This window comes from Actinopolyspora mortivallis DSM 44261 (genome assembly GCF_000384035.1).
Lineage (GTDB): Bacteria > Actinomycetota > Actinomycetes > Mycobacteriales > Pseudonocardiaceae > Actinopolyspora > Actinopolyspora mortivallis.
This window is the reverse complement of record NZ_KB913024.1, coordinates 462,704-482,480: the sequence shown is the minus strand read 5'-3', so window position 1 is coordinate 482,480 and position 19,777 is coordinate 462,704. Positions and strand designations below refer to the sequence as shown.

The 19,777-nt window shown below is 71.5% G+C and carries 18 protein-coding genes; 4 read left to right on the top strand and 14 right to left on the bottom strand.

Annotation, left to right across the window (positions count from 1 at the left end; translation table 11 throughout):
• Nucleotides 1-133: 133 nt before the first annotated feature.
• Complete coding sequence (locus ACTMO_RS20090) at nt 134-1,261, bottom strand: lytic transglycosylase domain-containing protein (protein ID WP_019853058.1); 1,128 nt, start codon at nt 1,259-1,261, stop codon at nt 134-136.
• 339 nt (nt 1,262-1,600) lie between these two features.
• Between ACTMO_RS20090 and ACTMO_RS0102390 the strand changes: the two genes are divergently transcribed.
• Nucleotides 1,601-3,226 (top strand): isovaleryl-CoA dehydrogenase, encoded by a 1,626-nt coding sequence (locus tag ACTMO_RS0102390; RefSeq protein ID WP_026448790.1) that lies wholly within the window; start codon nt 1,601-1,603, stop codon nt 3,224-3,226.
• A gap of 54 nt (nt 3,227-3,280) precedes the next feature.
• Here ACTMO_RS0102390 and ACTMO_RS0102385 read toward each other — a convergent pair whose 3' ends face one another.
• The 3 genes from ACTMO_RS0102385 to eno are packed head-to-tail and all read right to left on the bottom strand — an operon-like array spanning nt 3,281 to nt 5,643.
• Nucleotides 3,281-3,811: a DUF501 domain-containing protein gene (locus ACTMO_RS0102385; RefSeq protein WP_019853056.1), complete on the bottom strand. Its 531-nt coding sequence runs from the start codon at nt 3,809-3,811 to the stop codon at nt 3,281-3,283.
• Nucleotides 3,808-4,353 (bottom strand): FtsB family cell division protein, encoded by a 546-nt coding sequence (locus ACTMO_RS0102380; protein WP_019853055.1) that lies wholly within the window; start codon nt 4,351-4,353, stop codon nt 3,808-3,810. Before ACTMO_RS0102380 ends, ACTMO_RS0102385 begins: the two co-directional genes overlap by 4 nt.
• 3 nt (nt 4,354-4,356) lie before the next feature.
• Entirely contained in the window at nt 4,357-5,643 is a 1,287-nt protein-coding gene (eno, locus tag ACTMO_RS0102375) for a phosphopyruvate hydratase (RefSeq protein WP_019853054.1), read from the bottom strand.
• A gap of 266 nt (nt 5,644-5,909) precedes the next feature.
• Here eno and ACTMO_RS0102370 point away from each other — a divergent pair, with 266 nt between their 5' ends.
• Nucleotides 5,910-6,293 carry a tetratricopeptide repeat protein gene (locus ACTMO_RS0102370; protein WP_019853053.1) on the top strand — a complete coding sequence of 128 codons (384 nt, stop codon included), beginning with the start codon at nt 5,910-5,912 and terminating at the stop codon, nt 6,291-6,293.
• A 36-nt stretch (nt 6,294-6,329) separates the two neighbouring features.
• Here ACTMO_RS0102370 and ACTMO_RS0102365 read toward each other — a convergent pair whose 3' ends face one another.
• The 6 genes from ACTMO_RS0102365 to ACTMO_RS0102340 all read right to left on the bottom strand — a co-directional run bounded on the left by ACTMO_RS0102365 (nt 6,330) and on the right by ACTMO_RS0102340 (nt 12,979).
• Nucleotides 6,330-7,172 (bottom strand): lytic transglycosylase domain-containing protein, encoded by an 843-nt coding sequence (locus ACTMO_RS0102365; RefSeq protein ID WP_019853052.1) that lies wholly within the window; start codon nt 7,170-7,172, stop codon nt 6,330-6,332.
• 131 nt (nt 7,173-7,303) lie between these two features.
• Nucleotides 7,304-8,116, bottom strand: coding sequence for a lytic transglycosylase domain-containing protein (locus tag ACTMO_RS0102360; protein ID WP_026448789.1), 813 nt, complete (start codon nt 8,114-8,116; stop codon nt 7,304-7,306).
• 114 nt (nt 8,117-8,230) lie between these two features.
• Nucleotides 8,231-9,232, bottom strand: coding sequence for a nucleoside triphosphate pyrophosphohydrolase (locus tag ACTMO_RS0102355; protein ID WP_019853050.1), 1,002 nt, complete (start codon nt 9,230-9,232; stop codon nt 8,231-8,233).
• Nucleotides 9,233-9,344: 112 nt separating this feature from the next.
• The gene (locus ACTMO_RS0102350) at nt 9,345-10,277 is read right to left on the bottom strand and encodes a SurA N-terminal domain-containing protein (protein WP_026448788.1); all 933 of its coding nucleotides are present in this window, start codon (nt 10,275-10,277) and stop codon (nt 9,345-9,347) included.
• Between the two features lie 162 nt (nt 10,278-10,439).
• Nucleotides 10,440-11,366 carry a diacylglycerol kinase gene (locus ACTMO_RS0102345; RefSeq protein ID WP_019853048.1) on the bottom strand — a complete coding sequence of 309 codons (927 nt, stop codon included), beginning with the start codon at nt 11,364-11,366 and terminating at the stop codon, nt 10,440-10,442.
• Entirely contained in the window at nt 11,363-12,979 is a 1,617-nt protein-coding gene (locus tag ACTMO_RS0102340) for an FAD-binding oxidoreductase (protein ID WP_019853047.1), read from the bottom strand. Before ACTMO_RS0102340 ends, ACTMO_RS0102345 begins: the two co-directional genes overlap by 4 nt.
• Nucleotides 12,980-12,996: 17 nt before the next feature.
• Between ACTMO_RS0102340 and ACTMO_RS0102335 the strand changes: the two genes are divergently transcribed.
• Both ACTMO_RS0102335 and ACTMO_RS0102330 read left to right on the top strand, forming a co-directional pair.
• Nucleotides 12,997-13,608, top strand: a complete 612-nt coding sequence (locus tag ACTMO_RS0102335; RefSeq protein ID WP_026448786.1) for a TetR/AcrR family transcriptional regulator — start codon at nt 12,997-12,999, stop codon at nt 13,606-13,608.
• Between the two features lie 55 nt (nt 13,609-13,663).
• On the top strand, nt 13,664-15,190 hold the full coding sequence (locus ACTMO_RS0102330) for a glycerol-3-phosphate dehydrogenase/oxidase (protein WP_019853045.1): 1,527 nt from the start codon (nt 13,664-13,666) through the stop codon (nt 15,188-15,190).
• Nucleotides 15,191-15,238: 48 nt separating this feature from the next.
• Here the strand turns inward: ACTMO_RS0102330 and ACTMO_RS0102325 are convergent, their stop codons facing one another.
• Genes ACTMO_RS0102325 through ACTMO_RS0102310 form a run of 4 tightly spaced genes read right to left on the bottom strand, consistent with a single transcriptional unit; the run spans nt 15,239 to nt 19,648 of the window.
• Nucleotides 15,239-15,610 (bottom strand): hypothetical protein, encoded by a 372-nt coding sequence (locus ACTMO_RS0102325; protein WP_019853044.1) that lies wholly within the window; start codon nt 15,608-15,610, stop codon nt 15,239-15,241.
• Nucleotides 15,607-17,610: an NACHT domain-containing protein gene (locus ACTMO_RS0102320; RefSeq protein ID WP_019853043.1), complete on the bottom strand. Its 2,004-nt coding sequence runs from the start codon at nt 17,608-17,610 to the stop codon at nt 15,607-15,609. Before ACTMO_RS0102320 ends, ACTMO_RS0102325 begins: the two co-directional genes overlap by 4 nt.
• On the bottom strand, nt 17,607-18,344 hold the full coding sequence (locus tag ACTMO_RS0102315; protein WP_019853042.1) for a toll/interleukin-1 receptor domain-containing protein: 738 nt from the start codon (nt 18,342-18,344) through the stop codon (nt 17,607-17,609). The genes ACTMO_RS0102320 and ACTMO_RS0102315 overlap by 4 nt, the downstream gene beginning before the upstream one ends.
• 35 nt (nt 18,345-18,379) lie before the next feature.
• Nucleotides 18,380-19,648 carry a helix-turn-helix domain-containing protein gene (locus ACTMO_RS0102310; RefSeq protein ID WP_019853041.1) on the bottom strand — a complete coding sequence of 423 codons (1,269 nt, stop codon included), beginning with the start codon at nt 19,646-19,648 and terminating at the stop codon, nt 18,380-18,382.
• Between the last annotated feature and the right edge of the window lie 129 nt (nt 19,649-19,777).

Genomic DNA, 19,777 nt, shown 5'->3' with positions numbered 1-19,777 from the left:
GCGACCACCCGCCGCCCGCGTCGCCGGAACCGTTCGGAGAGGAAGGACCGACTCCCGGCGGCGGCCGGGCGCCGCCTACACGTCGCCGACCACGCTATTCGAGTGCCCACCACCCCCGGGGCTCGGCCCGGCGCTACTCGCCGGGGGCGACACCACCGTCGCCCGTGGACTCGGCGGGGGAGGAGGGCGCGGAGGTCTCCGGGGACGGAGGCCGCCGGGTGGTGGAGGTCTCCGGTGGCCGCTGCGACTCCGGTGACCGACCCGGTTCGGGGTCCGTGGTGGCCCTCGCCGGTGACTCCGCCGAGGAGGGCGCCGGGACCAACGGGGAGAAGGTCCGCGGGCCGGACTCCTCGGCCGGTTCCGGGGAGGGCGACAGCGGCGGGAGCCCCCGGTGGGGCGTGTCCCGCGAGGGTGTGGGCCGAGGCGCCGTGGTCCCCGGAGCACTGGCGGGAGCCGGGACGTCCACCTCCGGCACCTCGGCGACGAGCTCCACCTCGGTGGGACGGACTCCCGTGCGGTAGGCGGTGGCCCACCCCAGCACCTCACGTACGTAGGCCTCGGAGTGGTTGTAGCGGAACACCGCGCGCGCCAGTTCCCGGCCGTCGTGAAGTCGCCCTCCCCCCGCGCAGAGGTAGCGCGCCGCGGCCAGCGCGGCGTCGTGCACGTTGTGCGGGCTGCGTTCCCCGTCCCCGTTGCCGTCGGCACCGAACCTCGCCCAGGTGGAGGGCAGGAACTGCATCGGTCCCACCGCGCGGTCCCAGACCGGGTCCCCGTCCAATCCGCCCGCGTCGCTGTCCGGTACCGCGGCCACCTCCGGACCTCCGTCCAACCGGGGTCCCAGGATGGCGGTGGCGGTGGTCCCCCGTTCGTCCAACCGGACGGAGCGCGCGTGTCCCGACTCCACCCGACCGATCGCGGCCAGCACCGACCAGTGCAGCCCACAGGACGGGTCCGTCTCGGCGATCCGCCGGGCCGCACCCCGGTAGGCCTTCACCAGGGGCTCGGGAACCCCGAACCGCCCCTCGGGCACCCGCACGCCGTTCGTCGCGCGGGGATCATCCAGGCTGGCGCTGTCCCGCAACAGCCGCACGCTCGGTTTCCGCTGCCGGGGCAGTTCCCCCGTCACCCCCGTGCCGGCCGGGGCCGCCGTCCGCTTCGGAGTGTTGGCCACGTCGTCCTCGCCCCACCACGCCTCCGTGACGGCGTTGGCGCCTCCGACCACCACGAAAGGCACCAGCAGACCGAGCAGTACCAACAGCACCCCGCCGGGGGAAACACCGTTTCCCCGCCGTCCGGGAAGGACCCGTCGCCACCGCGGCCTCTCCTGCCGTCGGGAAGATCCTCGCTCCCTCCACCACGGTGCTGACCCGTTCCGACGCGGCACGTTCTGCCTCCCCCACCGTTCGCCGAGGCACCCTCGCCCCAGCGATTGCACACCATGCGCGTCCGCTCCGCCCGGTGATCACCCCACGGCAGCGGCGCCCGCTCGGTGTGCTCGTGGGGCCACATGCCGAAGACGCACCACTACTGTTCGGTAACAGGTATGCCCTACCCTGCCTCCATGACACTCGTCGGAGACCCGGATCACACCACCGCCCCCGTGGAGACACACCGCGTCCACAACCAGCCGCCTCCGTTGGAGGACTTCGATCCCATGGACTGCGACCCCGCCCTCCGGGAGGCACTGGCCGCGCAGGGAGCCGCCGACCGGGTCGAGGCCCTGCGCCCGCTGGCCCGCCTGGCCGGTTCGGCCACCGCCAGGGAACACGGTCGACTCGCCAACGAGAACCCGCCGAAGCTGCGCAGTCACGACCGTTACGGCCACCGCGTGGACGAGGTCGAGTTCCACCCCTCCTGGCACTGGCTGATGGAGCGGGCGGTCTCCCACGGCCTGCACGCCTCCCCCTGGTCACCGGAGGCTCCCCTCGGAGCCCACGTCGAACGCGCCGCCGGGTTCTACCTGTGGTCCCAGGCCGAGGCCGGACACGGCTGCCCCGTGTCGATGACCTTCGCCGCCGTTCCCGCCCTGCGCCACTCCCCCGAACTCGCCGCCCACTACGAACCCGGGCTGCGTTCCGGCGAGTACGACTTCGGGCTGCGCCGGGCCGAGGAGAAGTCCGGGCTGCTGGCCGGGATGTCCATGACCGAGAAGCAGGGCGGCTCCGACGTGCGCGCCAACAGCACCACAGCCGAACCGCTGGCGGACGGCAGCTACCGGATCGTGGGCCACAAGTGGTTCACCTCGGCACCGATGAACGACCTGTTCCTCACCCTCGCCCACACCCCGGAGGGGCTGAGCTGCCTGCTGGTTCCCCGCGTGCTTCCGGACGGGAGCCGCAACGCGGTCCGCCTGCAACGACTCAAGGACAAGCTCGGCAACAGGTCCAACGCCTCGGCCGAGATCGAGTACACCGGCGCGCTCGGCTGGCTCCTCGGCGAGCCGGGCCGGGGTGTGCGGGCCATCATCGACATGGTCTCGATGACCCGGATGGACTGCGTACTCGGCTCCGCGGCCGCCCTGAGGACCGCGCTCTCCGAGGCGACCCACCACGCGGCACACCGCCGCGCCTTCGACGAACGGCTCGACCGGACCCCCCTGATGCGCTCGGTGCTGTCCGACCTCGCCCTGGAGTCCGAGGCGGCCACCGCCCTCGGGATGCGGCTGGCCGCCGCCGTCGACCGGGGGCACCGTGGCCGAGCCGAGGAGACGGAGCTGCTGCGTCTGCTGCTGCCCGCGGCGAAGTACTACGTGTGCAAACGCACCCCCACCGCCGTGGGAGAGGCCCTGGAATGCCTCGGCGGCAACGGCTACGTCGAGGAGTCCGGGATGCCCCGGATCTACCGGGAGGCACCGCTGATGTCCATCTGGGAGGGATCGGGCAACGTGACCGCCTTGGACACGCTGCGCGCCCTGCACAAGCAGCCCGAGACCTCCCGGAGGCTGTTGGAGGAACTCTCCCCCGTCCTCGGACGGGACGAACGCTACGACGAGGCCGTACGCCTGCTCCGCGAGGAGCTGAGCGCACCCCAACCGGCCCGGGCCAGGCGGCTGGCCGAACTGGTCACCCTCACCACGCAGGCCGCTCTGCTGCTGCGCGGCGCCCCGGAGGAGGTGTCCGAGGCGTTCCTGGCGACCAGGTTCGGCACCCCGGGCCTCACCCCGGGATCGACGGGAGTCGGTTCGCGGCTCCTGCTGGACCGGGTCACCCCGGGCGCGAGACCCTGACCATCCCGCCGGGTACGAGCAGGCACCGGGCCTGCCCGCACCGGCGGGCCCGGATCACTGCGTTCCGAAGCGGAACAGCCCGGCCGCCTCCTCCGGCCAGCGCCGCGCGATGGTCTCCAGCGCCTCGTCCCCGAACGGGTTGACCCCCGGCCCCTTGGCCAGGGCGTGGGCCACGTGCACGTGCAGGCACTTGACCCTGCCGGGCATACCGCCCGCGCTCACCTCGGTGCCCAACGGTTCGAGCGCGTCCCGCTCGGCCAGGTAACTCCGGTGCGCGCGGCGGTAGCGCTCGGCCAGGTCCCCGTCGGTGGCCAACCGCTCGGTCATCTCCCGCATCACACCCTCGGACTCCAGGGTGGACACCAGGGTCACCAGCCGGGGAGAGGTCAGGTAGTACAGCGTCGGGAACGGTGTCCCGTCCGGGAGACGCGGGCTGGTGCGCACCACGGTGGGCTCACCGGAGGCGTCCCTGGTGACGACGTCCCGCAGCCCACGGGGCGGACGCCCGAGTTGCCGGTGCACGACCTGCCGGTCGTGTTCGGTCGCGGTGGGCTCACCGGGCGGTTCCACACCCGACACGGTCACTTCCCCTCTCCTCCGGTCAACGTGTTCCAGAGCCGCTGGTACCAGGGCCCGTCCTGCTCGGTGCCGTCCCGCTCCGCCGTGTCCTCGGGGGGTTGCGACGGCAGGTCGACGATGTAGGGCGTCTCCCCCGGGCGGACGTAACCGAGCCGCTCCCGCGCCTCGATCTCCAGCCTGCGCGGGTCGGACAGTTCGGTCCTGCGTTCGGCGAGGCGGTGCACCTCGCTGGACAGCCGATCCTCCTGGTTCTTCAGCTCGGCCAGCTCGTCCCGCTGGCCGAGATAGGTGCGCAACGGCACGGACACGCTCAGCGCCATGGCACAGACCAGGATCGCCAGCACCGCCGCCCGTCGGGTGGAGGAAAGTCTGAACGCACCACCGGTCCCGGCGGACGGCCGGGCCTTGCCGCCCGGTCGCCGCCGGGACGCGGTTCTGCCTCCCGGTTCCCCGCGCGGGCGCCGCTCACGCGTCGAGTCCGCGGGACGACGTGTGCTGCTCGTCCCGCCCCGCCGTCGATCACGTTCGCCGGCTCGCCCGGTGGGCATGGGTCACACCTCCGCAGTGAACCTGGGGAAGGCCAGTTCGCCCGCGTAGCGGGCGGCGTCACCGAGGTTCTCCTCGATGCGCAGCAGCTGGTTGTACTTGGCCACGCGCTCGCTGCGGGCCGGGGCTCCGGTCTTGATCTGCCCACATCCGGTGGCCACGGCCAGGTCGGCGATGGTGGTGTCCTCGGTCTCCCCGGAACGGTGGCTCATCATGCTGCGGTAACCGCAGGAGTTGGCCAAATTCACCGCGTCGAGGGTCTCGGAGAGCGTGCCGATCTGGTTGACCTTGACCAGCAGCGCGTTGGCGACCCGACGGTTGATGCCCTCCTCCAGCCGTTCCGGGTTGGTGACGAACAGGTCGTCGCCGACCAGCTGCACCTTCTCCCCGATCTCTGAGGTCATCCGAGCCCAACCGTCCCAGTCGTCCTCGGACAGCGGGTCCTCGATGGACACCAGCGGGTAGGAGTCCAGCAGCTCGGAGTAGTAGCCGATCATCTGTTCGGCGCTGCGCTTGGAGCCCTCGAACTGGTAGACCCCGTCGGAGTGGAACTCGGTCGCGGCCACGTCCAGGGCCAGCGCCACGTCCCGCCCCAGGGTGTAACCGGCCTTCTCCACGGCGCTGCCGATCAGGTCCAGCGCCTGGCGGTTGTTCGGCAGGTCCGGGGCGAAACCACCCTCGTCGCCGAGGCCGGTGGCCATGCCCTTGCTCTTGAGCACCGACTTGAGCGCCTGGTACACCTCCGAGCCCCACCGCAGCGCCTCGGAGAACGAGTCGGCACCGATCGGGGCGATCATGAACTCCTGCATGTCCACGCCGGTGTCGGCGTGCGCGCCACCGTTGAGGATGTTCATCATCGGAACCGGAAGCACGTGCGCGTTCGGCCCGCCCACGTAGCGGAAGAGTTCGAGTTCGGTGGACTCCGCGGCCGCCTTGGCCACGGCCAGGGAAGCGCCGAGCATGGCGTTGGCCCCCAGCCTGGACTTGGTGGGGGTGCCGTCCAGGTCGACCAGCTTCTGGTCGACCACGCGCTGCTCGATCGCCTCCAGGCCGACCAGCTCCGGACCTATCTCGTCCAGCACCCCGGCCACGGCCCGTTCCACACCCTTGCCGCCGTAGCGCTCGGCGACGCCGTCACGCAGTTCGACGGCCTCGTGTTCCCCGGTGGAGGCGCCCGAGGGCACGGCGGCGCGGGTCAGCGTTCCGTCGTCCAGGGCCACCTCGACTTCCACGGTGGGGGTACCGCGCGAGTCCAGGATCTCGCGAGCGCCGACCTGCTCGATGATCGCCACTTGTGCTCCTAACAAGCCTTGTGTACTCAAGACGTCCGTTCCACCGCGACGTCCCGTCGGTGTGTCACCGTCTGTTCCGGAGTCGCCGCGGACACGACGCCCGACGACCTTCTCCGAGCCTAACCGGGGGCTCGGCCCGCCCGCCGCAGGCTCGCGGTCGCGCTGCCCACACCCCGTTCCTCTTGACGGAAACGCTCCCTGGCGTGCGAGGCCACCCGGTCGCACCATGGTGAAGCAGCCGATCGGACCGTACTGTTGGTGTGGCCATGAGAACCGAAGGTACCGTGGAAGCCTTCCGCAGAGCGGAAAAGCTCGTGGCGCAACGGCGACCACTGGAAGCACTGCGCACGCTCGGACCGGTGCTCGACGAGGCGCCGGACAAGCCGAGCGTGCAACTGTTGGCCGGGCGGGCCTATCTGTTCTCGGCCCAGTTCCAGCGTGCCGAGCTGGCGTTCCTGCGGGTCATCGAACTCGACCCTTCCGACCACTACGCGCGGCTGGTGCTCGGCCGCACCCTGCAACGCCAGGGCAGGCTCGACGAGGCGCACACCCAGGTCCGGCTGGCGGCCACCATGTACCCGGATCCCGCCTACCAGGAGGTGCTCGGCGAGATCAGGGCGCACATCGCCCGAATGAACGACAGGGGCTGACGAACCGCTCCCGCGCGGACCGCGGCGAAGCCCCGTTCACTGGCGCCGCTGCCCCGCCTCCGCGTAACTCTCGGCCAGGGCGAACACCTTCCTGGCGTAGGAGACCGAGTTGTTGTAGGACAGGATCCCGTTCCACCAGCCCTCGCCCGTACGCATGTCCCGCCCGCCGGCGCACAGGTAGCGGGCCGCCGCCATGGCGGCGTCGTCCAGGTTGTGCGGATCCCCCACTCCGTCGGCGTTGCCGTCGGTGCTCCACTTCGCCCAGGTGGAGGGGATGAACTGCATCGGGCCGACGGCCCGGTCGTGCACCGGGTCCCCGTCCAGCGCCCCGCCGTCGGTGTCGGTGATGGCACGGACGTCCTCGCTGCCGTCCAGCGGCACGCCGATGATCGGATTGGAGGGCACAGCGTCGGCTCCCAGCCGACGTCCCCCGTACCGGCCGTGGTTCGACTCGACCCTGCCGATCCCGGCCAGGGTCGCCCAGTCGACGCGACAGTCGGGCTGTCTGCGGCGCATGGCCAGATCGGCCCGGACATAGGAGACCAGGGCCCGGGAGGGGACGTCGACCACGGCGGCCACCCGGTCGGCCCACTGGCGCACCGGATCCCCACCGTCGCCCCCCTCCTCTTCCGAGGTGGGCTCCGGCTGCGCCCCGCCCGGCGCGTCGGCGCCGGGACGCACGTCGGCCGGGGCTATCTCCCGTTCCGGAGGAGGGGCGGCCTGCGGTGCGGGAGCGGGCCGTCCCAGCGCCGAGACCAGCCCGACCCCCAGTCCCGTACCCAGCAGCACGGTCAGGGCGAGCGCACCGCGCCCGAGCACGGCCAGCACCGCCCGCACCGCGCGGGGAAGTGCGCGCCTGGACGAAGCGGAGTCGGTCACCGCAACAGACTAGGCGACCTGTCCAGAATCGCCGGAGGACGACCGGAGACGCGGACTCCCGAGGTGACGGGGCGGCCCCGTCGTCCACCGCTTCGTCCGCCGCCGGATCACTCCTCCGGAGACCGGTGTCCCTACTCCACGCGGAGCATTTCGCGGCTGCGTTTGCCGTAGTCGTCGGCGTGGTCGAGCACCTGTTGCAGGTAGTCGCCGCTGGCGTTGTACCGCAGCACCGCGTCCCGGAACTGCCCCGCGCGGCGCAGGTCCGTGTCCTCCGAGCACAGGTAATATCCGGCGGCGAGTGCCGCGTCGTCCATGTCGTCGGGATCGGCCACCCCGTCCCCGTCGGCGTCGCGTCCCCAGTCGCGCCAGGTGCCGGGGATGAACTGCAACGGCCCCACGGCGCGGTCGTAGGTTTCGTCGCCGTCCAGACGGCCGTCGTCGGTGTCCTCGATCAGCCGCACCCCCTCGCTGCCGTCCAACGGGACGCCCCGGATCGGCGGATCGGGTCGGCCGGTCTCGTCCAGGTCGGCTCCCCCGTAGCGGCCGTGCCCGGACTCCACGGCACCGATCCCGGCGAGCACGGACCAGCTCAGCCCGCAGTCGGGACGGGAACGACGCAGGGCCAGCTCGGCGTAGCCGTAGGCCTCCAACGCCACCAGCGGAATGTTCAGCCGCTCGTTCATGGAACCGGCCCACTCGGACAGCCGGTCCTGCGGCCGACCACTCCGTCCGAAGGCGGCGGTGCCCGGCAACACCTCCACCTCGGGAGGGTGCACCCCCGCCTGGGGCGGTGCCGTGGCCGCGGGCAACGCGCGCCTGCCGGACTCCTCGGGTTCGAGCACGGTCGCCAGCAACACGAGTACGGCGAACATCGTCAGACCGGCCACCAGACTCGTCGCTGGGCTGGCCGCCTTCCACCTACGTGGCACGCCCGGACCTCCCATCACCGCGTTCCAGTGTGCCCGCACCACGGTGTGCTCGTGGGGGTTTCGCTCGCTCCGTCCTTCGCCCACCACGGAACGCCGAACACGGTCGGGCGAGGCGGCCGCTCCGGTGGTTCACCGCCGTGGCCAGTGTTCGTGCCACTGCTGCCCGGACAGCGCGGCGGGGTCGAGTCCTGCGGCGCGGGCGTCGGTCTCGGCGGCACGGATCCGTTCGTCGAAGTCCCGTGCCACCGCGCGCAGCGCGTCCTCGGGATCCGTGCCGTGTTCCGTGGCCTCGGCGGCGAGGCGGAACAGTTCCCGCCCGACATCCCCTCCCCGGGGGAACAGCTCGCCGGGCACACCGGCCCGGCGGGCGCGCTGGGCCAGTTTGGCGGCCAGTGCCACGGCGGGCTGGCCCAGCGCCACCCCGTCCACGGAGGACTCCCGCCGCTTCTCGACCTGCTTGAGTTCCTCCCAACGCGCGTGCTGCGACTCCGCGTCGTGGACCGTGCCGTCCCCGGCGAAGACGTGGGGGTGGCGGGAGACGAGCTTGCCGACCAGTTCCGTGGCCACCGTGTCCACGTCGAACGGGTCCTCGGCGTCCTCGGCGGCCACCCTCGCGTGGAACAGCACCTGCAACAGCACGTCGCCCAGCTCCTCGCGCATCGCGGCACGGTCCCCGCGTTCCAGGGCGTCCAGCAGCTCGTAGGTCTCCTCCACCAGGTAGGTGCGCAGCGACTCGTGGGTCTGCTCGGCGTCCCACGGGCAGCCGCCGGGGGAACGCAGCCGGTCCATCACCGTCACGGCGTCGAGCAGTTCCACACCGGTGGGTGACTGGGCGCGTATCTCCGCGGCCCCGGCCTCCAACAGTGCCGCCGCCGGCGGGGAGGTCTCCTCCGCCGCGACCAGCACCACGGCCTCCCGCGCCGCCCGCTCCAGCAGCTCCCCGGGGTGCGGGGGTTCGAGTGCCTCCAGGCAGCGACGGGTGGATTCGGCGAGCCCACGGTCGGCGTAGACCACGGAAGCCGCGCGTAACGCCGGGAACGCCCGGGCGGGCACCGCGTCCCCGAGCCGGTCGTCGACGAGAACCACGGTGCTCCCGGAGGTCGCCGGGTGATGCTGACGAGCGCCGTTCATGGGCTCGATTGTTCCACCACCGCATCGCGACCGGAGGCCACCGGCCCCGAAAGCCCCCGACGCGGCGCCGGAACGGGCCCGCGCCGCTGGGATCTCCGGTCCGCGGAACGTCTCAGACCGAGTTCGAACGCGGCGGGATCCGGAATCCCCGGGTCTGGTCCTCGGCCGGAGCCGTGTTCACCCCCACCGGGTCCCACACGCCGTAACGGGGACTGATCTCGACCCCTTCCCGCTGTGCGGTCAGCCCGAGCAGTTGCACTCCGAAACCCCGGGCGAGCTGCTGTCGGACCCGCCGGTCCGAGTCGGTGTCTTCACTGCGGACATCGCGCTCGGTCACCCGCGCGACCATCCACCGCGTGGCGTCGCGGCCCGGCAGCCGGAAGGCCAGTGTGGTGCCGGGTTCGGCCGCGAACAGCGGGGTTCCCACGGCCAGCCGCGGGTTGCGGGCGGCGCGCAACGTCCGTCCCGTCGCCGCCGAGACGCCGGAGGAGCTGTCCTGCTCGACCAGTTCCTTCGCCCGTTCCGGGCCACGGGCCATGAGTTCCGCCTTGCGTTGGGCGTCGGCTCTGGTGGTGGCGCTGGTGTAGTCGAAACGCACCGAGGCTCCGGGCAGCGTGCTGCTTCCGAGCTCGCGCATCAGCAGCAGCGAGCGACCCACCGAACGGGCCTGGTCGGCGGCGAAGATCGTGCCGCGCATCGCCTCCTTCGGACCGCCCTGCTCGTTGATCCACTCGGTCACCTCCTCGTCGGTGACCCGCAGGTTCCTGCGTCGGGCGGCGCGTTCGGCCAGTTCCTGGCGCACGGTGAAACCGGCTATCCGGCTGGCCAGCTCGTCGGTGCGTTTCTCGTTCTCGAGCTGCTGACGCATCTGGGGTCTGCTGCGCAGCACGGTGTCGAAACGTTCCTCCACTGTGTCCAGTGGGATGGCGTGATCGCCGACTATCGCCGCCGAGCCCATCCGGGCAGGCTGGGAACCGCACCCTGCCAGCAACGCGACGGCGAGCAACGCGACGATCAACCGTGGGCCAACGATGACGGATCTCACAGTGGACACTGTCTCACGAACACCCCACCGCTGTCCGTAAGCCCGCCGTGATCACGGTGGCAACGTTCCGCGTGAGTTCCCGGGACGCGACGGTGTCCGCGACTGGCTGGCCTCGGCCTTCCGGCTCCTCGGTTCCTCCCCACCGCGGGTGGCCAGTTTTGCCTAAAATTGGCCGGCGGGCGCCAGCACGTTGACCGCACCCGGGACGCACTCGGCGGTCAACGGCAACCGTCGCAGCGGCTCGCCGTCGGCGTAGGCGGTCACGCCGGGTGTCGACACCGACACCCGCCGGGCCCGCACGGTGGTCACCTGCGGATACTCCACGTGTCCGCCCTCGTAGACGGTGGGCAGCACCCGCACCAGTCTCCGCGCGGCCACCGGCCCGATCACGGTGACGTCGAACCACCCGTCCGTCCAGGAAGCCCCGGGACAGATCCGCATCCCGCCGCCGTAGCTGGTGCCGTTGCCGACCGCCACCAGCACCGCGCTGGTCTCCCACCGCTCGCCGTCGAGTTCCAGCGCGTAGTCCAACGGTCGCAGCCTGGCGAGCTCGGCGAGCACGGCCAGGTTGTAGCGCCACTTGCCGCGCGGCCAGGACATGCGGTTGGTGCGTTCGTTGACCCTGGCGTCGAACCCGCACGCCAGCACGGTGCCGAACCAGTGCGCACCGCAGCGTCCGGCGTCGATCGCGGTGGTACCTCCCGCCAGCACCACCCGCGCGGCGGTTTCCGGATCGCTGCCGTGCAGTCCCAGCATCCGCGCGTAGTCGTTGCCGGTGCCCGCCGGGACCAGCCCGATCGGGATGGAGGTGCCCACGGCGGCCCGCAGGGCGAGGTTCATGACGCCGTCGCCGCCGCAGACGACCAACGCGTCCGTCCCCGCGACCACGGCGCGCTCGGCCAGCCGCAGCGCGTGCGCGGCGTCGGTGCCCACCAGTTCGGTGACGGAGGCCCCGTCCCGACGCAGCCGTTCGGCCGCGCGGTGGGCCGCCTGGCGGGCCCGCCCCCTACCGGAGGTCGGGTTGACGAGGAGGGCGATGTCGCGCACCGGCTGCTCCCTGCGGGTTTCGACGAACGAGTGAGTGGTCACCGGCGCGGCGGGATCAGCTTCCCCGGGTTGAGCACTCCCTCGGGGTCCACGGCGGACTTGACGGCGCGCAGCACGTCGAGCCCGAGCTCGCCGACCTCCTCGCGCATCCAGTCGCGGTGGTCGGAGCCGACCGCGTGGTGGTGGGTGATGGTGGCGCCGACCGAGACGATCGCCTCGCAGGCGGCGCTCTTGGCCCGCCACCACTGCGTGAGGGGATCCTCCGTCCGCGCACACGCCACGGTGAAGTACAGCGACGCGCCGGTCGGGTAGACGTGCGAGACGTGGCACATGACCAACGGTGGCGTGCCCTGGCGACTCAATGAGTCGGTGAGCGCGTTCAGCACCGCCCGGTAGGTTCGGTCCAAGTTGGACCACGTCGTCGCGGTTTCCAGCGTTTCGGCGAAGGCGTTGACGTCCAGCAGCGCGTCCCGCAGGTACGGGGCGTGGAACCGTCCTCGCTCCCAGGACAGCGCCGCCTCGGGTCCCAGCGGGGTGCCGCCCGCCGCGCGCAGCAACGCGGAGGTCTCGGCGTGACGGGCCGCGACGTGCTCGGCGGTGCCCTCGTAGGTGGTCACGGCCAGGCAGCCCCCGGAGGAGGCGTGCTCCCCCACCTCGGCGGTGGCCAGGTTCAGCCCGGTCTCGGTCTCGTCGGACAGCCGGGCCACGGTGGGAAGCGCTCCGGTCCGCGCCAACGTCCGCAGGGCCGCCGCCCCCGTGGCGAAGTCGGGGAAGGACCACGCCTCGTGCCGCGTCTCCTCCGGGACGGGGTGGATCCGCACGGTCACCTCGGTGACCACCCCGAACGCCCCTTCGGAGCCGAGGAAGAGCTGACGCAGGTCCGGGCCAGCCGCCGAGGCGGGCGCCCGACCCGGCCGGAGCGTGCCGCGTGGGGTGGCCACCCGCAGATCCAGCACCATGTCGTCGAACCGCCCGTAGCCCGCCGAGGCCTGCCCGGAGGACCTGGTGGCGGCGAAGCCGCCGATGGTGGCGTACTCGAAGCTCTGTGGGAAGTGTCCCAGCGTGCAACCGCGTTCCCGCAGCAGCCGCTCGGCCTCCGGGCCGCGCAGCCCCGCCTGCAGGGTGGCGGTACCGGACTCGGTGTCCAGGTCGAGCAGCCGGTCCAGCCGGGCGAGGTCGAGGGCCACCACCACGGACGAGGCCGAGCGGTCCGGGTTCACACCGCCGACCACGCTGGTGCCGCCCCCGAAGGCGACCACCGCGACCCGTTCCCGCGCGCAGGTCCGCAGCACCCGCTCGACCTCCTCGTGCGTGCCGGGCCGCGCGACCGCGTCCGGGGCCTCGTCCGCCTCCCCGGCCCGGCGACGGAGCAGATCGGGGGTGCTCTTGCCTCCGGTGTGCAGCAGCCGGGTGTGTTCGTCGGTGTGCAGGTGTCGCGTCCCGACGATCTCCGCCAACGCGGACGCGGCTTCCTCGGTGAGCGCGGACTCGCGGAGCCGCACCCGTTCCCTGGGGACGGGGGGAGTGTCGCGGCGGGGCACCCCGAGAGCGTCGGTGAGCAACGCGCGCAGGTGTTCCGGGAGCGGTTCGGCGTCGGCGGCCGTCCCCCACGCGTGCCACATCGGTTCCGGGGTGCGGTGCTGCGGTTCCGTCATGCGCTACAGTTTTACACATGGCGTCAAGTCGTAACGATACGGCCATTCTGGATGCCGCGCGCGAGTGCGTCCTCGCGATCGGACTCCGCCGCGCGACGCTGACCGAGGTGGCCCGGCGCGCGGGAGTGAGCCGCCCGACCGTCTACCGCCGCTGGCCCGACATGCGCGCCCTCACCGCCGACCTGCTCACCAGGGAGCTGCGCGCGCTGCTGCCCGACCCCGGCGAGCGGCCACACAACACGCGCGAGTACAGCGTCGACGGGATCGTCGACACCCTCGCCACGGTGCGCGAACACCCACTGCTGGTGAAGATCCTGGAGACCGACCCGGAACTGCTGACCACCTACACCTTCGACCGGCTCGGCACCAGCCAGCGCGAGATCCTGGACGTCTTCGAGACGGTCCTCCGACAGGGCCAGCGGGACGGTTCGATCGCCGAGGGAGATCCCGCCGAGATGGCGGCGACGATCCTGCTCGTGGTCCAGTCCGCGGCGCTGTCCTGGCGCGTGGTGTCCGACCGCCTGCCCGCCCGCCGCCTGGACGAACACCTGCGGACCATGCTCGACGGCTACCTGCGCCCCCGTCCCGACACGGAGGAACCCGGCACGAGTTCGTCCGGTGGGACGTAACCCACCACCCCGCCCCGGCGGGGGAGAACGGAACCACCCCGACAAGGAGCCGACCATGCGCGAGACCTCGCTGAACGCCGCCCGCAGGAACCGGGAACTGTCCGAACTGGCCGAGGACGACCGGGTGGACCTGCTGGTGATCGGAGGGGGAGTCACCGGCGCCGGAGTCGCACTCGACGCCGCCAGCCGGGGACTGTCGGTGGTACTGGCCGAGAAGCACGACCTGGCGTTCGGCACCAGTCGTTGGAGCTCCAAACTCGTGCACGGCGGGCTGCGCTACCTGGCCTCCGGCCACGTCGGCCTCGCCCACGAGAGCGCGGTGGAACGCGGCATCCTGCTGCGCAGGACCGCACCGCACCTGACGCGTCCGCTGCCCCAGCTCGTACCGCTGCTGCCCGAGACGGACACGCCCAGGGCCGCGCTGGTGCGGGCCGGGTTCCTGGCCGGGGACGTGCTCCGGCTGGCGGCGGGAACCGGCTCGACGTGCCTGCCGCGTTCCCGCCGGATCGGCACGGTCGAAACACTGCGCATGGCACCGCCGGTGCGGCACGAGGGGTTACGGGGCGGGCTGCTGGCCTGGGACGGGCAGCTCGTCGACGACGCCAGGCTGGTCACCGCGATCGCGCGTACGGCCGCCGGCCACGGGGCGAGGGTGCTCACCCGCTGCGCGGCCGAGCGGGTGCACGGTCGAGGAGCCGTGCTGCACGACCGCCTCGGCGGGCAGAGCGTGCCCGTGCGGGCCCGGGCGGTGGTCAACGCGACCGGGGTGTGGGCCGACGAGATCGCCCCCGAGCTCACGCTGCGGCCCAGCCGGGGGACACACCTGGTGGTCTCGGCCGACTCGCTGCCTGGCCTGGACGCGGCGCTGACGGTACCGGTTCCGGGCACGACCAACCGTTTCGTCTTCGCACTGCCCGCCGACAACGGAAGGATCCACATCGGACTGACCGACGAGGAGGAACCCGGCTCCGTGCCGGACGTCCCCGAAGCGGCGGCACACGAGGTGGACTTCCTGCTGGAGACGATCAACACCGCGCTGACCGAACCACTGCGCGCCGCCGACGTGCTCGCCACCTACTCGGGCCTGCGCCCCCTGCTGAGCGGCAGGGACGGCAGCAGCGCCGACCTGTCCCGCGATCACGCGGTGCTCACCGGACAGAACGGCGTGGTCAGCGTGGTCGGCGGCAAGCTGACCACCTACCGCCGCATGGCCGAGGACGCCGTGGACGAGGCTGTCCGGGCCTCCGGGCTGGACGCCGGGCCGTGCCGCACCGCCCGGCTGCCGCTGGTGGGGGCCGCCGACCGGGCGCGACTGTCCCGGGTGAACGCACCACGCGGGCTCGTGGCGCGCCACGGCACCGAGGCCCCCCTGGTGCTCGACCAGGCCGCGGGGGCTCCGGAGGGCACGGAACCGGTCGCGGAGGGCACCGACGTCACCCTCGCGGAACTGCTCTTCGCCGTACGGCACGAGGGAGCCCTGGACACCGACGACCTGCTCGACCGCCGGACCCGCCTCGGCGTGGTGGCCCGCGACCGCGAGGCCGCGCTACCCGCCGCACGAGAGGCGTTGCGCCGGGGCTGAAGGTGGCCCGGGCCGGACCGAAGGGATCCGGGCAACCGAGGACTCACCTCACCGCGAGAAGCCGCTCCACACGGGGTGCTGTCCACCGGCCGCCTCGGGGGCGGACGGGGAGTCGAACCGGTGACGCACCTCGGCGGCCACCTCGGTGTTGCCGGAGGCCTCGATCAGCCTGGCGAACCGGTTGGCGGTCAGATCACGCGTGGGATTGCCCCGGTGGAGACCGAGCTTGTCCAACAGCGCCCCCACCTGGTCGACGGCCGTGTGGGTCCCGTACACGAGCTTGCGGTAGATCCCCACCAGCACCAGCACCAACAACGGAACGGTCACCCAGGCGGGCCAGCCGAGCAGCAGGCCCAGCACGAGCGGCAGCACGAAGGCGACCGCCAGTCCTGCGAACAGAATCCGGTTTTCCTTGCTCACGGTCTCGTCTCCTCGGCGTTCGGCACCAGGGTGTAGGCGGCAGGATCGATCCCCTGGCGCTCGTCGATCAGGTGGGTGAGGCGCTCGGCCACGCGGGGATCGCCCTCGGCCGTGCGGCTCCAGTGCCGTGCCGTCACGTGCAGCGCACCGAGAGCACGGGGCTCGTAGTCAGCCGCCTCGGTGAGCAGACGCAACAGAAGGTCCGGGTGGCGCGACCGCCCGACCGCTGTCAACCACCTGTCGACGAGCCACCGGGCCGACTCCGCCCGGTGGATCATCACGGTGCGCAGCCCCAACACCAGCTGGGACCACACGACGGGTTCGGCGGCCAACGGTTTCGTCGTTCCGGTGTCCTCGGTCAGCCGCGTCGGGTCGAGCACGTCGACGAACAGGTCCAGATCCACCAACAACCACCGCTCATTCCGGCCATTCCGGAATTCGGCGGCGAACCTGGCGATCACGCGGCGCAACATGCCGCGCTCCTCCGCCAGCTTCCGCAGAGCCTGCCGGGCGCTCGGCTCGACGGACTCGCCTTCCCTGCGGGCACGCTGGTGCAGCCGCACGATCGCCTGCTCCGGGAAGTTCGGCGCGATCACCTCGGTGCACACGTGCACGATCAACTGGCCCACCTGCTGGGGCAGGTTCTCGTACCACGACCAGAGGTAGACGAGCCGGCGGAACGAGGCCGCGTGTTCCTCGTCGCGGAGTCCGGCCACGAGTGCCTGCTCGGCGAACCGCATCCAGTACCCGGAGTAGAGCTGCTGGTCGAGATTGCTCCATCGGGCGATCCGCTGGGCCACGTCGAGCACGCACCCGGTGCGCAACGCGTGGTCGAGCAGACGTTCCACCACCCGCTGCCGGTCCCGGTCGGTGAAGCTCGTCGAGCGGATCGCCTCCTCGATCCACGTACAGAAGGAGGACCGCAGGTCCGGATAGTTCTCCCAGAAGTGGGAACGCACCGCCCGGTCGTAGGCGAAGGAGGTGAAACCGACGGGCTGGCCGTGGTCGACGACGTCGACACCGACGAGGTCCCCGAGCTGGGCGAGGTGTCCGCGCTGCTCCAGGCGCGGGGCCTCCCGATCGGTCAGCTCCAACAGCTCCACGAGTTTCTGCGCGGCGAAGAAGACCGCGTCGGCGGAGGCGTCGTGGCACATCGCGGCGGCGAACAGCACAGCTCGCTGGCGCCCCTCCGACAGGTTCTCTACCTGCTTGGCGGCTTGCGCCCGACGCTCCGTGACCGCCACCAGGGCCTCGTGCAGCCAGGCGAACACGTCCCCGTCGGGGTGGCTCTGCCCGAGCCGCTCGACCAGCTCCACCAGCCTGTCGATGTCGCGAAGCGGGCCCTTCAGGTACCGCGTCAGCTCCTCCGGCAGGTCGTCCCGTTCGGGTGGGGTGATCTCCCGGGCGGCCAGGTGCCGCTGCAACACCAGGTGTTCCGAGGGGCGCCCTATCGTGACGACGTGCTCGGTCAGCTCCTCGTCCGCCCAGTCCCGCCGGTGGGACGGCAGCACGACAGCCAGGTAGGCGTCCCGCTCGTCGAGAACGGCACGAAGCGCCGGCAGCTCGCGGCGCCGGGCACGCAGGGTGTCCGCGTCACTGTGGGTCAGGTCCAGCAGAAGTCGCTGTCCCGGCTTGACCCGTTCCGGGAACAGCCCGTTTTCCGGGAACGCCGCTTCATCGGCGAACTCCGCGAAGGAACCGGTGTCCTCGGACAGCTCGTGCAGCAGCATCTTCGCCGCGCTGCGGCGGCCGCTGCCGACGGCACCGTGCAACAGCACCGTTCGTGTCCCGTTCAGCCGATCCCGGGCCAGCCCGAAGTGCTGCGGCGGCACGAAACGCCTCTTCAGCCACCGGAACTCGTCGTGCGGGATCAACCCGCTGGAACGCAGGTACTCGGTGGTCTCCCGCAGAATGTTCATGACCACGGTCGATCCGGAGTACAGATCCCCGGATCCGGTGTGTACGGGACCGTAGATCTCCTCGATGTCGGTTTCGCTCACTTGGCACGCTCGCGTTCGCTCGTCCCACCGAAGTTCTGGTTGATCCCGCCATGCACCGACCCGTTCACGTGGTTGGCCCCGTCACCGTGACTGGTGGTGTTGTACTGGGGACCACCCCCGGTTTGCACGTGTCCGTTGACGGTGCCGATGTTCGTCAAGTTGTTCTCGCGGACGTCGCGCGCCTGCAGCACCTGTCCGGCGGTGGTGTTGGTCACCGAGTTGCGGACCTCCGAGCGCTCGGTTTCCTGCCTGACGGTGCGGTCCTCCAGCCCGGGGACGAGCTCGGCGAGAGTACGGGCGATCTCGCCGAGATCGCGTTCGGCGCTTCCGCTGTCGTAGCGCAACGACTGGCAGTCCGCCAGCGGCGCCAGGGCCGGGGGCAGGTCGGTCGCGGACAGTCGGGGCAGGGTTCGCCCACACAGGACCGGGATGACCCGGGCCCCCGACTCCAGGGCGTTGAGGATCTCGGTGCGGGTCCAGTCGTCCTCTCTGTCCAGCAGCAACCGACCCTGCTCGTCGCGCGTGGAAAGCCACCGGTCGCCGATGAGCACCAGCAGCACCCGAGCGCCGCCGGAGGCCCGTGTCAACGCGTCCCGGAAGTTGTCGCCGGGCGGGATCGACTTGCTGGCACGGAACACCTTCTCGTCGCCGAAACGGTGGGACAGTTCCCGTTCGAGGGCGACGGCCGCGTCGTGGCAGTCGCCGTTGCGATAGTTGACGAAGATCTCGGCCACCGAGTTCTCCTTTCGGCACACGGGGTTCGTTCGCGTCACAGACGAGCTCGTAACGACTGGGTCAGGCGCGGAGTCAGTTCCTTCACCGCGGGGTTGTCACGGAACCGGACGAGGGTGTGGCGTAACCTCCGCAGATCGGTGGTGACGGTGGCGGACTCGATCGCGTCGACGGTGTCGAGGATCCGCTCGGTGAGGGCGCAGGCGTGCTCGACGTTGCCCTCCGCCGCGTGGGCGAGTGCGCGGCGAACGCCGTAGCGGGCCCGGGAGCGGGAGGCACGCACCGGCACCCGCTGGATCTCCCGGTCCAGCACCGGAATCGCCTCACCGGGACGTCCCAGGTCGTGCAGGCACCATCCGGTCACCATGGCGACGGGGTCGGCCAGGTTCGTACTGCCCAGGGCTAAGGCCGTGTCGGAGGAGGCGACCTCGTAGGCCTCGCGGGCGTGGTCCAGGACCCGCATACAGGAGTCGTAGTCGCCCGCCAGCGCGTGTCCCTGCGCCTCCCGTTGCAGGGCCAAGGCGCGGATCCGGGGCGGAATCCGGCCGTCGCGGGCCTGCTGGGCCAGTTCGATCGTCCGTCGCGCGTCGTTGCGGTAGAGGGCGAACAGCGCACGGCGCACCCGCGTGTAGTTCACCAGGTCGTGGTCCCCGGCGGCCTCGGCCATGTCGGCGGCTCGTTCGGTCCACCGCAGCGCGGTTCGTTCCTCCCCGGCTTCCTGGGCCATCCAGCCGGTGTACTCGGCGTACCGGGAGCCCAGAACCAGGATCTCGTCACGGTTGCCGGTGGTGGCGTTGTCGGCCAGTTCGCCCAAGGTGTGCGTGTGCGCCACGAGAGCGGGCAGGACCACCGCGTGATTGACCGTCTGCCCCAGTTCACGGAACTGACCGAACATGCTCCGGAAGGTCTCCAGCGACCTCTCCTCCACCGCCGAGGCGTTCCCCAGAAACATCCCCGGGGAGACCGCCGACACGGCCCCGGCTGCCAACAGGCCACGACGGTTCACCGTCGGCCACCGACTCGTATCGTCCCGATCAGATCCCATGAGCCACACCTCACCGTCTTCCTCCGAGCGTGGTGCTCCGGACGGGGGCAGCGGAACCAACTCGCTCAGCGTTCCACCGGCTCCGAGTCTGCTGTCGCAGACTCGCGCGAGTTCCGGTGACGGCCGTTTGTGTCCGGTTTCGACCTTGCTGAGATATCCCTTGCTGTAGTGCACCAGTTCGGACAGCTTGTCCAGGGAGATCCCGGCGGAGATACGCACCCGTCGAAGCTCCGTGCCGAACAGTCTGCCTTGCTCACTCACATGTGCCTCCGGGTTTCCCGTTGCCCGACGAGAAGGGAGACGGGAAACCGTTGTTCCCGATTTCCGTGAACGAACACGCTGTGGTGGCACGCGAGGAAACCGCGTCCGAAAGGGATGTCCCCGCCCACC

What these genes read in the sequence shown, in the direction of transcription:
- ACTMO_RS0102380 (WP_019853055.1), bottom strand. Translation starts at nt 4,353, where the DNA reads ATGCCCACCGGGCGAGCCGGCGAACGTGATCGACGGCGGGGCGGGACG.
- ACTMO_RS0102370 (WP_019853053.1), top strand. Translation starts at nt 5,910, where the DNA reads ATGAGAACCGAAGGTACCGTGGAAGCCTTCCGCAGAGCGGAAAAGCTC.
- ACTMO_RS0102360 (WP_026448789.1), bottom strand. Translation starts at nt 8,116, where the DNA reads ATGGGAGGTCCGGGCGTGCCACGTAGGTGGAAGGCGGCCAGCCCAGCG.
- ACTMO_RS0102355 (WP_019853050.1), bottom strand. Translation starts at nt 9,232, where the DNA reads ATGAACGGCGCTCGTCAGCATCACCCGGCGACCTCCGGGAGCACCGTG.
- ACTMO_RS0102340 (WP_019853047.1), bottom strand. Translation starts at nt 12,979, where the DNA reads ATGACGGAACCGCAGCACCGCACCCCGGAACCGATGTGGCACGCGTGG.
- ACTMO_RS0102335 (WP_026448786.1), top strand. Translation starts at nt 12,997, where the DNA reads ATGGCGTCAAGTCGTAACGATACGGCCATTCTGGATGCCGCGCGCGAG.
- ACTMO_RS0102330 (WP_019853045.1), top strand. Translation starts at nt 13,664, where the DNA reads ATGCGCGAGACCTCGCTGAACGCCGCCCGCAGGAACCGGGAACTGTCC.